Source organism: Streptococcus hillyeri (assembly GCF_041081565.1).
In the GTDB taxonomy this organism is placed as follows: Bacteria; Bacillota; Bacilli; order Lactobacillales; family Streptococcaceae; genus Streptococcus; species Streptococcus hillyeri.
Map to the genome: position 1 here is coordinate 126,857 of NZ_CP163513.1, position 15,306 is coordinate 142,162.

Sequence of the window (15,306 nt, forward strand, 5' to 3'; positions counted from 1 at the left end):
ATGGTTTTATTCTCAAAAAAGGAAGTATATTTATGTCAAAAGAAAAAGTGATTTTAGCCTATTCAGGTGGTCTTGATACGTCCGTAGCTATTACTTGGTTGAAAAAAGATTATGATGTCATTGCCGTTTGTATGGATGTTGGTGAAGGAAAAGACCTAGAATTTATTCATGATAAGGCTTTGACTGTTGGTGCCATTGAATCGTATGTGCTTGATGTTAAGGATGAATTTGCTGAAGAGTATGTTCTCCCAGCCCTTCAAGCCCATGCCATGTATGAGCAAAAATATCCTTTAGTATCTGCTCTTAGCCGTCCTATTATTTCTAAAAAATTGGTGGAAATTGCTCACAAGACAGGTGCGACAACGATTGCTCATGGTTGCACTGGTAAAGGAAATGACCAAGTGCGTTTTGAAGTTGCTATTGCAGCACTTGATCCAAACTTGAAAGTGGTAGCTCCAGTCCGTGAGTGGAAATGGTCACGTGAAGAAGAAATTGAATATGCTAAAGCAAATGGTGTTCCAGTTCCAGCTGACCTTGATAATCCTTATTCTGTTGACCAAAACCTTTGGGGTCGTGCCAATGAATGTGGTGTCTTGGAAAATCCATGGAACCAAGCACCAGAAGAAGCCTTTGGAATTACAACCTCACCAGAACAGGCACCAGATACTCCTGAATTTGTAGATATTACCTTTGTATCTGGAAAACCTGTTGCCATCAATGGTGAAAAAATGAAACTAGCTGACCTTATTCAAACATTAAACGTGATTGCTGGTGCGCATGGTGTTGGTCGTATTGATCATGTTGAAAATCGTTTAGTGGGTATCAAATCACGTGAAATTTATGAATGCCCAGGAGCCATCACATTGTTGACTGCTCATAAAGAAATTGAAGACTTGACCTTGGTACGTGAAGTGTCTCATTTCAAACCAATCCTTGAAAATGAATTATCAAACTTGATTTACAATGCTCTTTGGTTTAGCCCAGCAACTAAAGCCATCATTGCTTATATTAAAGAAACGCAAAAAGTGGTTAATGGGACAGCTAAGGTGAAGCTTTATAAAGGACATGCTCAGGTTGTGGCTCGGAAATCTCCGAACTCTCTTTACGATGAAAATTTAGCAACCTACACGTCAGCAGATAGTTTTGACCAAGACGCAGCAGTTGGCTTCATCAAACTGTGGGGGCTTCCTACTCAAGTAAATAGTCAAGTTAATGGAACTAAGGATTAAATCATGGTAGGAAATCATAAATTATGGGGTGGTCGCTTTGAAGCTAGCCTCGAAAAATGGGTGGAAGAATTTGGGGCGTCAATTTCCTTTGACCAGAAAATGGCAGAGCAGGACATAACAGGATCCCTTGCTCATGTCACGATGCTCGGTGAGAAAGGTATTATTGCTAAAGAAGAAGCAGAGCGGATAAAATCTGGCTTAGAGGAACTTTTGATAGATTACAAAAATGGGCAACTTACCTTTGATGTAACCAACGAAGATATTCACATGAACATAGAAGCCTTACTAACCGCTAAAATTGGTCCAGTGGCTGGTAAGCTCCACACAGCTCGCTCGCGTAATGACCAAGTGGCAACGGACATGCACCTTTATTTAAAAATGAAGTTAGACGAAGTCCTAGCTAAATTAAAAAATCTTCGTCAGGTTTTGGTGGACTTAGCTGACAAGCATGTGGAAACCATCATGCCAGGCTACACGCATTTGCAGCATGCGCAGCCGATTTCGTTTGGGCACCATCTGATGGCTTATTATAGTATGTTTACTCGTGATGCGGAGCGTTTTGAATTTAATGTGAAACATACTGATTTATCACCACTGGGAGCAGCAGCCTTGGCAGGAACAACCTTTCCGATTGACCGTGAGAGGACAGCGCAGCTTATGGGCTTTGCCAAACCTTACAGCAACTCCTTAGATGCTGTATCTGACCGTGATTTTATTTTGGAATTTTTAGCCAATAGCTCTATTTTGATGATGCACATGAGCCGTTTATGTGAGGAAGTCATTAACTGGTGTAGTCACGAATACCAATTTGTGACCCTGTCAGATACCTTTTCAACAGGTTCTTCTATCATGCCTCAGAAGAAAAATCCTGATATGGCGGAGCTGATTCGGGGGAAATCAGGTCGTGTTTATGGTAATTTAATTGGGCTTTTGACGGTTATGAAATCCCTGCCTCTGGCTTATAACAAAGACCTCCAAGAGGATAAGGAAGGTATGTTTGATACGGTGGAAACCATTACAGTATCCCTTGATATTTTAGCTGGCATGCTGAGCAGTATGACTGTAAATGATAAGCGTATGGCAGAGTCAACCGAAAAAGACTTTTCAAATGCGACAGAGTTAGCAGATTACCTTGCTACTAAAGGATTGCCTTTCCGTGAAGCCCATGAAATCGTAGGTAAATTAGTCCTAGAATGTACCAAGGCAGGACACTATTTGCAAGATGTTCCCTTGGCACGTTATCAAGAAATCTCTGACTTGATTGAAGAAGATATCTATGTAGCTTTACAATCAAAAACAGCAGTTGAGCGCCGTAACTCACTTGGAGGCACAGGATTTGAACAGGTGAGATGGCAGATTGAGATGGCGAAGAAGGAATTTTAAAATAAAACGTTCGATTTATACGGACGTTTTTTGGTTTAAATAGAATGTTTGGAAAGTTTATGCTAAAATAAACAAAAAGATAAGGAGTTTGATATGAAAGCTATTGTAACGGTTGTTGGTAAAGATGGAAAAGGGATTGTAGCAGGCGTGGCAGGTAAATTGGCTGAGCTAAATCTGAACATTGATGATATTTCTCAGACGGTTTTGGATGAGTATTTTACCATGATGGCGGTGGTATCATCTGAGGAGAAACAGGATTTCACGGCTTTGCGTAGCGACTTGGAGGCCTTTGGACAAACGCTGAATGTCAAAATCAATATTCAAAGCGCAGCTATTTTTGACGCCATGCACAATTTGTAAGAGGTGACCTATGGATATTAGACAAGTTCGTGAAACAATTGATATGATTGAGGAGCAGCACTTCGATATTAGGACCATTACGATGGGGATTTCCCTCTTGGATTGTATTGATTCGGATATTGAAAAAGCTGCGCAGAAAATTTATGACAAAATTACAACTAAGGCAGCGAATTTGGTAGCGGTGGGTGATGAGATTGCAGCAGAGCTGGGGATTCCCATTGTCAATAAACGTGTCTCTGTAACGCCAATTGCGCTTATCGGAGCTGCAACGAATGCGACAGATTATCTTCCGCTAGCACATGCGCTTGACCGTGCAGCAAAGACGATTGGCGTTGATTTTATCGGTGGCTTTTCAGCTTTAGTACAAAAGGGTTACCAAAAAGGGGACGAGATTCTCATCAACTCCATTCCGCAAGCCCTAGCTCAGACAGATAAGGTCTGTGCGTCTGTCAATATTGGATCAACCAAGTCGGGTATCAACATGACCGCCGTCCGTGACATGGGGCGTATTATTAAGGAAACAGCTGACGCTTCTGACATGGGGGCAGCTAAATTGGTGGTATTTGCCAATGCGGTTGAAGACAACCCTTTTATGGCGGGTGCTTTTCATGGGGTCGGCGAAGCTGATGTCGTGATCAATGTTGGGGTCTCAGGACCTGGTGTGGTAAAGCGTGCTCTGGAAAAGGTGCGTGGTGAGAGCTTTGATGTTGTGGCTGAAACGGTCAAGAAAACAGCCTTCAAGATTACTCGTATCGGTCAATTGGTCGGTCAGATGGCGAGTGAGCGCCTTGGTGTTAAGTTTGGGATCGTTGACCTCTCGCTTGCTCCAACACCAGCAGTAGGTGATTCTGTGGCGCGTGTGCTTGAAGAAATGGGCTTGGAAACTGTCGGCACACACGGGACAACAGCTGCGCTTGCGCTTCTTAATGATGCTGTTAAAAAAGGTGGCGTGATGGCATGTAACCAAGTCGGTGGACTCTCAGGTGCCTTCATTCCTGTCTCAGAAGATGAGGGAATGATTGCGGCGGTGCAGAGTGGCTCTCTTAACTTGGAAAAACTAGAAGCTATGACGGCTATCTGTTCCGTTGGTTTGGATATGATTGCCATTCCAGAGGACACGCCTTATGAGACTATTGCAGCTATGATTGCTGATGAAGCAGCTATCGGTGTCATCAATCAGAAGACAACAGCTGTTCGCATTATTCCAAAAGGCAAAGAAGGCGACATGATTGAGTTTGGAGGGCTTTTAGGAACAGCTCCGGTTATGAAGGTCAATCAGAACTCATCAGCAGATTTCATCCATCGAGGCGGACAGATTCCTGCACCAATTCATAGTTTTAAGAATTAGTTCATCAACAGATATCAGTAGAGAAATTTATAAGAATAACAAATGAAGATTGGAGAAACACTCAAAAGGGTCTTTCTCAGTCTTCTTTTTATTTTTTCAAAAAAATAGTAAAAATGTTTGACTGTTTTCCAGATGAAGTGTACAATGTCTTTAAATAGTAAAAATATTTGACTAAATAAGGAGGTTGTGATGAAAGCCGTGGTAGTTAATCGTCCAGGTAGTTCCGATGTTTTAGAGTTAGTTGAGAAAAGCATTCCAAAGGTTAGAAATGGGTGGTCCCTAATCTGTGTCAAAGGTTTTGGCATTAATCGTTCAGAAATTTTCACGAGACAAGGTCACTCTCCTAGCGTCTCCTTTCCTCGTGTGCTTGGTATAGAGTGCGTGGGAGTAATTGTTGAAACGACGGATCATAGTCGCTTGCCTGTCGGTCAGAAGGTCTTGTCAACTATGGGCGAAATGGGGCGAGCTTTTGATGGTTCTTATGCGGAGTATGTTTTAGTACCAAATGAGCAAATTTATCCAGTGGAAACCAATTTGACTTGGGAGGAATTTGCGGCTGTTCCGGAAACCTTTTTCACAGCTTATGGGTCTATGCAGCAGCTACGTTTAGAAGATGGTGATCGGATTTTGGTCCGTGGAGCCTCTTCGGGTGTCGGTGTGGCTTTTACAAAATTAGTCAAGGCGATTTTCCCTAAGTGTCAGGTTTATGGGTCTGTCCGTAATCGTCAGAAAGAAGCGCAGCTTTTAGCCGTTGGCTATGATGGCGTTATTGTCGATAAGGATGGGAAACTGGAAACGGACCTGACCTTCCATAAGGTGTTTGAGCTAGTAGGGCCAAGCAGTATCAAAGATTCCATTGCTCACATGGAGATGTATGGCATTGTTTGCAGCACGGGGCTTCTGGGAAACCAGTGGTATTTGGAAGAGTTTGACCCGACTTATGAGTTGAGAAAAAATATCTATCTGACCACTTTTTATTCTGGTAATGTTTCGGAGGAACAATGGCAGAGCTTGTTTGACGTGATTGAGCACTATCAGATTGATGTCAAGCCAGAGAAGGTGTTTAGTCTAGATGATATCAGATTGGCACATGATTATCTTGAAAGCTCACAAGCATTTGGCAAAGTCATTGTGAGAAATAAAGAACGCTAATCCCATTTATAATGGATGTGCTGTCACCAAATTGAAAGGAAATCTTATGAAAACCGATTTAGAAATGAAATCCTATGTGCGTATCATGGATGAACAAGCTGCGCTTTATGAAAACTACGCGAGAAAACATGGCATGCAAAGCAAATCCTTGCAGCTCTTGCTATGGGTGACGAATTATCCACTAGCGACTGGAAACTATGTGACTCAAAAATTGCTAGCAGAGAAAACGTACTCAACCAAGCAGGTTGTCAATGCCACTGTTAAGAGTTGGCAGAAACAAGGCTATGTCGAATTGCGAGAAAATGCCAGTGACAAACGCCATAAATTAGTCGTTCTGACTGAAAAAGGCAGAGAGTTTGCCTCAAGTGTTGTTGAGAAACTCAATCGTATTGAAAATGAAGCGGTTCAGGTATTGACAGAAGAAGAACAACAGACCCTGACAGCCCTGACTGCCAAGTATAATGCTGCTTTGAAATTAGAAATGGAGAAGGCCTATGATAAGATTTGAAGAGGTAACGAAACGCTTTGGAAGTAAGACCGTTCTGGACCATCAAACATTTGACATTGCGGATGGGGAATTCTTAGTTTTGGTTGGGCCATCAGGCTCAGGGAAAACGACCATTCTCAAGATGCTTAATCGTCTGGTTGATTTGACTGAAGGGAAAATCATCATTGATGGCAAGCAACAAAATCAACTGGATTTACGTGAACTGCGCCTGTCTATGGGCTATGTCTTGCAACAAATTGCACTTTTTCCAAATCTGACTGTGGCTGAAAATATTGCCGTTATTCCAAAAATGAAAGGCTGGAGTAAGGACAAAATTGCAGAAAAAACACGTGATTTACTTGAAAAGGTTGGACTACCTGCGGCTGCTTACTTGAACCGTTACCCAAAAGATTTATCGGGTGGTGAACAACAAAGGGTTGGAATTGTTCGTGCGATTATTGCCGAGCCAAACTTTTTACTGATGGATGAACCTTTTTCTGCTCTGGATCCGATTAGCCGTGAACAGTTGCAGAAATTGACTAAGGCACTCCATGATGAGTTTCAGATGACGACAATATTTGTCACGCACGATGTTCGCGAAGCCTTAGAATTAGCAGATCGTATTGCCGTTCTTAATCAGGGACGTATTGTACAGTTAGCGACACCGCAAGAGCTGTTAAGCCACCCTGCTGATGCCTTTGTTCAAGAATTATTTGGAGGTGTGCTTGATGACTAATTTAATAACGACATTCCAAGATAGATTTGATGAATGGCTGCTAGCCTTGATTGAGCACTTACAAATTTCCTTGATTGCTCTTTTGATTGCTATTGTGATTTCGGTGCCACTTGCTATTTTACTGAGCAAAAATAAACGCTGGGCAGAGCTGTCCTTGCAAATGACAGGTATCTTTCAAACCATACCTTCTCTGGCCTTGCTAGGACTTTTCATTCCTTTTATGGGAATTGGGACGTTGCCTGCGGTAGTAGCGCTAGTGACTTATGCGATTTTCCCGATTATGCAAAATACCATTACCGCCCTAGATAGCATTGATCCTAGTCTGGTTGAAGCCGGTACAGCTTTTGGGATGACTAAGTGGGAACGGCTAAAAACTTTTGAAGTTCCTATCAGTCTTCCGATTATCATGTCAGGGATTCGGACGTCAGCTGTGATGATTATTGGTACGGCAACCTTGGCGTCACTCATTGGGGCTGGGGGCTTAGGTTCCTTCATCATGCTGGGAATTGACCGCAACAATTCCTCGCTCATTCTTCTTGGTGCCCTGTCTTCTGCGGTGTTGGCTGTCCTCTTTAATGCGGTTTTGAAGCTTTTGGAAAAGGCAAAGCTGAGAACCATTTTAGTTACCCTGTTTGCCATTGTGTCTGGACTCTTTGTCTCCTATGCGCCAGCCCTTTTCCCCAAAAATGAACCGACTAAGGAAACGATTACCGTTGCAGGAAAATTAGGGGCAGAGCCTGAAATCCTAATCAATATGTATAAGGAACTCATCGAGCAGGACACTGATATAAGGGTTGAGTTGAAACCAAGTTTTGGGAAAACCAGTTTTCTCTACGAGGCTCTTAAAGCTGGTCAGATTGATATCTATCCTGAATTTACAGGGACAGTGACAGGTTCTTTATTGAAAAATTCGCCCCAACTATCAAATGACCCTGAAACGGTTTTTGAAGCAGCGCGTGAAGGCATTTTAGCGCAGGACAATCTGGTCATGTTAAGGCCGATGGCTTATCAAAACACTTACGCTCTTGCAGTGACACGTGACTTTGCAGAGGAGCATGGCCTGACAAAAATTTCAGATTTGGCTAAGGTACAAGACCAATTAGTTGCAGGATTTTCATTGGAGTTTAATGACCGTGCAGATGGCTATCCTGGCTTACAAAAACTGTATGGATTAAATTTCAAGGTAAACACTATGGAGCCAAGCCTTCGCTATCAAGCTATTCAAACAGGAGATGTGAACCTTATTGACGCTTATTCAACAGATAGTCAAATCAAGCAATATGATTTAGTGGTCTTAGAAGATGACAAACAGCTCTTCCCGCCATATCAGGGAGCACCGCTTTTGAAAAAAGAGTTATTAGACAAGTATCCAGAACTGGAAAAAGTCCTAAACCGGTTAGCTGGCAAAATTTCTGAGAGCGATATGTCCGAGATGAACTACCAAGTTGATGTCAAAGGAAAACCAGCGGCGGAAGTCGCACATACTTATTTAGTGGAAAATGGATTTATTGAAAACTAGGAGAAAATGATGACAAGATACAAAGAATTATTGATTGATGACCTCACACGCGCCTACGAGCGGTTTGGAAGAGCTTTTGAAGGTGTGACTGTGGAGCAGGCTAATGCCTTTCCAGCTGCACAAATTGCTCCGCAGATTAAGTCAATGACCTGGCTACTTTGGCACACGGCAATGGTCTTGGATATTCAGATAGCAGAGTTAGCTGGTACCGAATGGCTTTATCACCAAGATTGGAAGACAAAGTTACCAGAAAACAAAAGTCAAAATCCAAGTTGGTTACATACGCTAGAAGAGGCACAAACCATCACAGTGGATAATTTTGACGATCTCTTTGCTTATTTCAAGGCAGCAAAAGAGCAAGCAGTTGCTTATATTGACAGTCTGACTGAAGACAGCCTTGATGATATTGTGGATGAGTCTTGGACACCAGCGGTAACTCGTGGGGTACGCTTGGTATCAACTTTAGATGATGTGACCATGCACTCAGGTCAGGTCTTTTATGCACGTCGCCTTTTGGGATTGACAGATTAAGGAGGAAATGATGATTGCTATTACTGGAGTGACTGGACATTTAGGAAGTCAGTTGGCACGTGGTTTATCAGAAAAAGGAATTTCAGCTAGACTTTTAGCTCGCCGACCAGAGGCTGTTGAGGTCTTACCTCACACGACCATTCACAGAGCTTATTATGATAATAGCCAAATCACTATTGATAGTCTATCTGGTGTGGATGTTCTTTTTATGGTATCAGCACGAGAGTCAGTTAATCGTGTCAAAGAACATAAAGACTTGATTGATGCCGCAAAAACGGCTGGGGTCAACCATATTATCTATACAAGTTTTTACAACGCAGCTCTTGATGCGACCTTTACCTTGGCGCGTGACCATGCCATGACTGAGGATTACATCAAACAAAATGGTTTTACCTATACCTTTTTACGTGATAATTTTTATATGGATTTCTTTGTTGATTTGGCTAATACTTACGGTGAGATAAAAGGACCCGCTGGTAAGGGAAAGGTGTCTGCTGTTGTTCGTGACGATGTTGTCAGCGTTGCGCTAGCCATTCTTCAAAATCCTGAAAAATGGGAAAATGAAACCTTGGATATGACGGGTCCTGAAGAATTGACCTTGTCAGAAATGGCAGAGCAAATTAGTAATATATGGGATAAGAAGATTTCATATGTTGAAGCAAGTGTTGACGAAGCCTACGTCTCTCGTAAAGTCTGGGAAGCAGAAGATTGGGAATACGACAGTTGGGTATCTACTTACACGGCTATTGCCAGAGGTGAACAGGCTGGAGTATCACATGATATAGAGAGGGTTTTGGGCAGAAAGGCAACAAGTCTTTCTCAGTTTCTAGAGTGAGCATAATGATGTCAAAAAAAGAAACCAATCACATAAGAATTGTCCCAGCTGGTAAATTTTTAAAACTCTTTAAAAAGGACTCCCTCTACCAGACACCGATTTTTAGAAGAAATAAAGATCGTAAAAACCTCTACTTCATCATTGTGTTTAAGTTGGATGACAAAGACAGTCTGTACGTGTTGAACCGATCAAAATTGGGCTACAGCGACAATTGGCAACGTATCAAAACCTTTACCCCATCACAACTTTACCAAGCTTTATTAGCGGTTCCTCATCGAGGGCAAATTTCGATTCAGATTTTACAGGTGCCAAGTGATCGAAAGAACCTCAAATCCTACATTACTTACTATGAACCTCAAGAGATTGATAGGCTATTGTCTGGGAAAATAGCTGACGCAGACACCTACGATCCCTTTCGAGACGCCCATTCAGCTCTTTTTCATAAAGAACATGAAGGCGATAACTTTGTTCCTAAGGAAGATTATCAAGGAATCCAAGATTTTCACCCCTTTTTAAGAGACGGTGACCAAGTCTTTTCACTGCCCTGCTTTTACCAAGATCCCGTCCGTAAAATGACCATCAAGCTCCAACTGATGGGCTGGTACTATCTAGACAAACAATTAAAAATCAGCTGGAAGCCTGATAATCAAAGTAATGCCCGCTGGCGCTCGTCCCTTCTTGCCATTGATCGAAAAACGCGCCGCTATTTCTTTCAAGGCAACATTTATCAGCAAAAAGGAACAGATCCAGTATTTCTTGAGTACCTGCAATTTGACGCTAAAGACAATATCACTGCGCAGCAAGAATTTCATCATTTAATAGAAGAAATCAAAAAACAAGAGCGACTAGCTCTGATGAAAATGAGATAGCAATACTAATAAGGCGAGACTTTTTAAAGTCCGCCTTTAGTTTTTACTTGACTTGGAGTGCACTTCAAGGTTTATAATAAGGACAAGATGAAAGGAGGCGGTCATGAATATTAAAAAGTCAGTGAAATGACGGGGATTTCCGCAGATACCATTCGTTACTACGAGAGGATTGGTTTGATTCCACCTGTAACGAGAAATACGTCAGGAATCCGTGATTTCACAGAGCATGAGGTGCAATTGTTGGAATTTGTCCGCTGCTATCGTAATGCTGGTGTGGGCGTGGAGCCTTTGATTGAGTACATTCAATTATTGAATCAAGGAGATCAGACCGTACCAGCTCGTATTGAATTGTTATCTGAGCAGTTAGAGGACATGAATCAGCGCTTAGCAGAGTTAACGCAGGCGCGTGATCGTTTGCAGTACAAGATTGACAACTACAAGAATGGTATTCTCCCTCATGAGCAAGAATTATTTGACGAATAGAGGAGTGACTAACGGCAGAAAACGAAATAGTCTACTCAAATCCGATTTTTGAACTAGGACTTGACTTGGAGTGCACTCCAAGGTGTATGATGATACTATCGAAAGAAAGGAGTAGGATAGTTGGGATGTTTTCCCTGCTATCCGAATATAGAAAAAATGAAAACTGCTATTTTTGAAAAAGCTGGCTCTATGATTATTGAAGAAGTGGCAAAGCCAACAATTCAAGCCAGTGATGATGTGATTTTAAAGATTGTTCGTGCCTGTGTCTGTGGGTCAGACCTCTGGTCTTATTCACACGGAGATGCGCGTGATAACCATACCAATAACTCTGGTCACGAAGCGCTAGCCATTGTCGAAGAAGTCGGACCAGACATTACAACGGTAAAACCTGGTGATTTTGTCATTGCTCCTTTTACACATGGTTGCGGTCACTGTGATGCCTGCCGTGCTGGATTTGACGGGACTTGTGACAATCACCCAGCCCCAACCAACTGGGGTGGCGGTTTCCAAGCTGAGTATCTCCGTTTCCACTACGGAAACTGGGCTCTCATCAAGGTTCCAGGACAGCCATCAGACTATTCTGAAGGCATGTTGAAATCCCTCCTCACCCTTGCTGACGTCATGCCAACTGGCTACCATGCTGCGCGCGTGGCACAGGTCGAAAAAGGAGACAAAGTGGTCGTTATCGGAGATGGTGCCGTTGGGCAGTGTGCGGTTATTGCGGCAAAAATGCGCGGAGCTTCTCAGATTATCATGATGAGTCGCCACGAAGACCGTCAGAAACTCGCGCTTGAGCTAGGAGCTACCGCTGTCGTAGCCGAACGTGGTGCAGAAGGGATTGCCAAGGTACGTGAAATCTTAGGCGGAGGTGCTGACGCAGCTCTTGAATGTGTCGGTACAGAAGCTGCCATCGAACAAGCCCTAGGTGTGCTTCATAATGGTGGACGAGTAGGTTATGTTGGAGTACCGCACTATAATAACCGTGCTATCGGCTCAACCTTCGCACAAAACATCTCCTTCGGTGGTGGATCAGCATCTGTAACAACCTATGTCAAAGGTGGACTTCTAAAAGCCGTCCTAGATGGAGATATCAACCCAGGTAAAGTCTTCACCAAAATCTACGACCTCGCAGATGTCAACCAAGCCTACCAAGACATGGCAGATAGGAAAACGATCAAGTCAATGCTAGTAGTCGCTGAATAAGTCAATTATTCGATGTTATAAAATGAAAGAGCCTACGACTCATAAATTTGAGTAATAGGTTCTTTTTAACACTAGCTAAATATTGGTGTAATACTCATCCAAAATCAAAATTGGCATTTTAGAACTTCTAACATCATTGATAAATCAGCAAACGAAGTGAGGTTAACAGGTTTTAGTTAGTATTATGTTCAACTTATGGTAAACTATAAGGGAGAGAATTAAATAGAAGGAGAGCGTTCAGCTATTGATGACTGAACATGGGTGATCAGCTAGGTTTTGAATGGAGATTTTAAATCTATTAGTTTACCCCACACATGTTATGACGACACGTTTATTTATTGCACGACATGGTAAGACGATGTTTAATACTATTGGAAGAGCACAGGGGTGGTCGGATACGCCTTTAACTGCAGAAGGTGAAAGAGGTATCCGTGAGCTTGGGCGTGGTTTGCGTGAGGCGCAGCTTGATTTCCAATCGGCTTATACCAGTGACTTAGGGCGCACAATCTTGACCTTGGATATTATCTTAGAAGAGATGAAGTTATCCCGCCTTCCTCATACGAGAGATAAGCGCATTCGTGAGTGGTGTTTTGGCAGTATGGATGGTGGCTTTGATGTTGATTTGTTCCATGGCATCTTACCACGTATTTTCAACCGTTCACACAAGGAGTTAAGCTATCAAGAGATGGCTGAGGGGATCTATGAGGCTGATACAGCTGGTTGGGCTGAAACGTGGGAACAGCTGAGCGGAAGAATTTTAGATGGTTTCACAAGCATTGCCAAGCAAGTTGAAGCTGGCGGTGGTGGCGATGTCCTTGTTGTCAGTCATGGAATGACGATTGGGACCTTCCTATCCTTGATTGACCCAGATTATGTGAAATCGACTTATATCGCTAACGGTAGCATTACCCAAGTCACATTTGAAGATGGGGCATTCACGATTGAGACGATCGGTGATCTCTCTTATCGTGAAAAAGGGGCAGAGCTGTTAGCTTTAAACTAATCTATTGAGATAAAAAGGTGTAGAGGTGTGTGCTTCTACACCTTTTTCTGACACTTTGTGAAGTGACCTAAAAATGACAACAGTCAATCAGTCGTAATATAATCAATCCTAGATTGGTAGCATTTTTTAATAGAAATATAGAAAGAAATTGTTGTTACGTATATTATTTCAACTAGAAGTGATGACATGATACGAGTTGAGTAAAATCGAAGCATAAAATATTCTTTTGATATTAAATTAGAAACAAGTCGCAACTGTAGCATGTTTTTTATCTGCTAGTTGACTACAGTAAAAAAACAGTTGTTATGGAAGATAATCTCATCTTTTTTCTTAAATAGACAATAGCCTCTCGTTTGTTTTTAGACACCTGTTCAGTTATAAAAACCATATTTTATACAGTTTTTGATGCAATACATAAAGATGAATATATACTATTGTTCGCTTTTTGTGTGTTTTTGAAGAGTATTTTAAAGTAAACATAGTCCTAATGTGGATTTTTTCTAATAAATAAGGAACTTTAAAGCCTAAAATGACTTAATTTTTTTCAAAAAAGAAACAAAAAACCTTGACATCGATAACAAAAAGGTGTATTATTATTATTTTTTTAGGATGATAATCCTAGAAAAAGAAAAAATAAGAGGTTCTCAAAATGAAAAAATTTGCATTTTTATCACTTGCAGCATTGACACTTGCAGCTGCTACACCTGTATTAGCTCAAGGACCAAACTTCCAAGGTAACTACGATGCAGCTCAAACAACTCGTAACGATGCTGCTGCTAAAGCTTTCCTTTACGAGCAACTTGATGCAGCTAAAGTTCTTGTAGTTGACGCAGAAGCTGAAGTGGCTCGTGCTCAAAAAGAATACGATGCTAAAGTTGCTGAAATCAACGTTCTTAAAGCTCAACTTGCAGACGTTCAAGCTAAAGTAGGTGCTGCTGAAACTGCACCTAAAGCTGAAGACAAAAAAGCTGAAGAAGCTCCAAAAGCTGAAACTAAAAAAGAAGCTAAAGTTGTAAAAGCTGCTAAAACTGCTACTACTTCTAAAGCTCTTCCAAAAACATCTGCAGTAAAATAATTTAAGATTATTTTCATAAAAAAAGGCTGTCTTATACGACAGCTTTTTTAGTAAAAAGATAAGGATACATGATGACAAGCAGACGACAAATGAAAAATAAAAAATTATTTCCAGTCTTATTTTCTATCTTAGCAGTTGCTCTAGTTGCTATTGGTGGTTACTTCTTCTTTAATAAAAACCAATCCTCTAACACGAATACTGGTAATTTTCCAAAAACAGAGCAAAAAGCCACTAAATCTGAATCCAAGAAGGCAACCTATACTGTTAGTGCTGAAGAAAAAGAATATCTAGCTAACCGCTTTGCTGGATTATCAGCGACTAACTCAGAAACAGTAGGTTACGTTTATGCTCCTGGAACGTTATTAGATGAACCTGTTGTTCAAACGACAGACAATGCGACCTATCTTGACAAAACCTTTGAAGGTGAGAATGTTCCCTTGTTAGGTGCTGTCTTTATGGATATGGACAATTCTAAAAATTTTGATGATGAGTTGACATGGCTATTTGGCCATGCTCGTGGAAGTAAGGTTCCTGACCATCGGATGTTCAAGGTGGTTAATTACTATGATGATCAAGCTTTTTTTGATGAACACCCTTATGTCGTTATTGAGACACCTGAGCGTAAATACTATTATGAAGCAGCCTTCTTGATTATTGTCCCTGAGACGACAGCTTTCTATAAAACAGAGTTTGCAAGCAAAGCTGAATTTAAAGAGCAATTGACAGAAGTTCAAAAGCAGTCGCATACAAGCAATAAAAATATCGTGATTAACGAAAATGATAAATACCTTGTTCTTTCGACTTGCCGTGAAGATGATGATACCATCCGTAGCAATCTTTACATGCGTCAAATTCCAGACGAAGAACTTCCAGAATTCTTGGAAAAACATGGTGATCAGTTAACTTATACACCAACTCGTTAATCTTGCTAAAACCCCATTTCCATAATTGGAAATGGGGTTTTTAGATGAGAATATGAAGACTTTTTGCTAGAGTGAATATTGGACATGTCCATCTGCCTTTCTATACTGAGTTGGGCATATCAGACGAATATGTCTTTTTCTGTTGCACGTCATTTTACAACGCGGGACCA

16 protein-coding genes are annotated in these 15,306 nt (G+C 41.5%); all 16 read left to right on the plus strand.

Going from position 1 to position 15,306, the window contains the following annotated elements; all coding sequences use genetic code 11:
• The first annotated feature begins 32 nt into the window (after window positions 1-32).
• The 16 genes from AB6M99_RS00730 (at window position 33) to srtB (ending at window position 15,136) form a co-directional block, all read left to right on the plus strand.
• The gene (locus tag AB6M99_RS00730) at window positions 33-1,229 is read left to right on the plus strand and encodes an argininosuccinate synthase (protein WP_121835839.1); all 1,197 of its coding nucleotides are present in this window, start codon (window positions 33-35) and stop codon (window positions 1,227-1,229) included.
• On the plus strand, window positions 1,230-2,612 hold the full coding sequence (argH, locus tag AB6M99_RS00735; protein WP_369351184.1) for an argininosuccinate lyase: 1,383 nt from the start codon (window positions 1,230-1,232) through the stop codon (window positions 2,610-2,612).
• Window positions 2,613-2,705: 93 nt separating this feature from the next.
• Window positions 2,706-2,972 carry an ACT domain-containing protein gene (locus AB6M99_RS00740; protein ID WP_121835837.1) on the plus strand — a complete coding sequence of 89 codons (267 nt, stop codon included), beginning with the start codon at window positions 2,706-2,708 and terminating at the stop codon, window positions 2,970-2,972.
• A 10-nt stretch (window positions 2,973-2,982) separates the two neighbouring features.
• Window positions 2,983-4,320, plus strand: a complete 1,338-nt coding sequence (locus tag AB6M99_RS00745; protein WP_121835836.1) for a PFL family protein — start codon at window positions 2,983-2,985, stop codon at window positions 4,318-4,320.
• Window positions 4,321-4,509: 189 nt separating this feature from the next.
• On the plus strand, window positions 4,510-5,472 hold the full coding sequence (locus AB6M99_RS00750; protein ID WP_121835835.1) for a zinc-binding dehydrogenase: 963 nt from the start codon (window positions 4,510-4,512) through the stop codon (window positions 5,470-5,472).
• Window positions 5,473-5,518: 46 nt separating this feature from the next.
• Window positions 5,519-5,980 (plus strand): MarR family winged helix-turn-helix transcriptional regulator, encoded by a 462-nt coding sequence (locus tag AB6M99_RS00755; protein WP_121835834.1) that lies wholly within the window; start codon window positions 5,519-5,521, stop codon window positions 5,978-5,980.
• Window positions 5,967-6,695 carry an ABC transporter ATP-binding protein gene (locus AB6M99_RS00760; RefSeq protein ID WP_369350932.1) on the plus strand — a complete coding sequence of 243 codons (729 nt, stop codon included), beginning with the start codon at window positions 5,967-5,969 and terminating at the stop codon, window positions 6,693-6,695. The genes AB6M99_RS00755 and AB6M99_RS00760 overlap by 14 nt, the downstream gene beginning before the upstream one ends.
• Window positions 6,688-8,214 (plus strand): ABC transporter permease/substrate-binding protein, encoded by a 1,527-nt coding sequence (locus AB6M99_RS00765; RefSeq protein ID WP_369350933.1) that lies wholly within the window; start codon window positions 6,688-6,690, stop codon window positions 8,212-8,214. Before AB6M99_RS00760 ends, AB6M99_RS00765 begins: the two co-directional genes overlap by 8 nt.
• A gap of 9 nt (window positions 8,215-8,223) precedes the next feature.
• Window positions 8,224-8,745, plus strand: coding sequence for a DinB family protein (locus AB6M99_RS00770; protein ID WP_121835831.1), 522 nt, complete (start codon window positions 8,224-8,226; stop codon window positions 8,743-8,745).
• Window positions 8,746-8,755: 10 nt separating this feature from the next.
• Entirely contained in the window at window positions 8,756-9,580 is an 825-nt protein-coding gene (locus AB6M99_RS00775) for an SDR family oxidoreductase (protein WP_369351185.1), read from the plus strand.
• A gap of 5 nt (window positions 9,581-9,585) precedes the next feature.
• On the plus strand, window positions 9,586-10,449 hold the full coding sequence (locus tag AB6M99_RS00780; protein ID WP_369350936.1) for a hypothetical protein: 864 nt from the start codon (window positions 9,586-9,588) through the stop codon (window positions 10,447-10,449).
• A gap of 126 nt (window positions 10,450-10,575) precedes the next feature.
• Entirely contained in the window at window positions 10,576-10,932 is a 357-nt protein-coding gene (locus AB6M99_RS00785) for a MerR family transcriptional regulator (protein WP_121835828.1), read from the plus strand.
• 156 nt (window positions 10,933-11,088) lie between these two features.
• Window positions 11,089-12,135: an alcohol dehydrogenase catalytic domain-containing protein gene (locus AB6M99_RS00790; protein ID WP_121835827.1), complete on the plus strand. Its 1,047-nt coding sequence runs from the start codon at window positions 11,089-11,091 to the stop codon at window positions 12,133-12,135.
• A gap of 280 nt (window positions 12,136-12,415) precedes the next feature.
• Window positions 12,416-13,138 carry a histidine phosphatase family protein gene (locus tag AB6M99_RS00795; protein ID WP_121835826.1) on the plus strand — a complete coding sequence of 241 codons (723 nt, stop codon included), beginning with the start codon at window positions 12,416-12,418 and terminating at the stop codon, window positions 13,136-13,138.
• Window positions 13,139-13,787: 649 nt separating this feature from the next.
• Window positions 13,788-14,213, plus strand: a complete 426-nt coding sequence (locus tag AB6M99_RS00800; protein WP_121835825.1) for a hypothetical protein — start codon at window positions 13,788-13,790, stop codon at window positions 14,211-14,213.
• Window positions 14,214-14,302: 89 nt separating this feature from the next.
• Window positions 14,303-15,136: a class B sortase, LPKTxAVK-specific gene (srtB, locus tag AB6M99_RS00805; protein WP_245962709.1), complete on the plus strand. Its 834-nt coding sequence runs from the start codon at window positions 14,303-14,305 to the stop codon at window positions 15,134-15,136.
• Window positions 15,137-15,306: the final 170 nt, after the last annotated feature.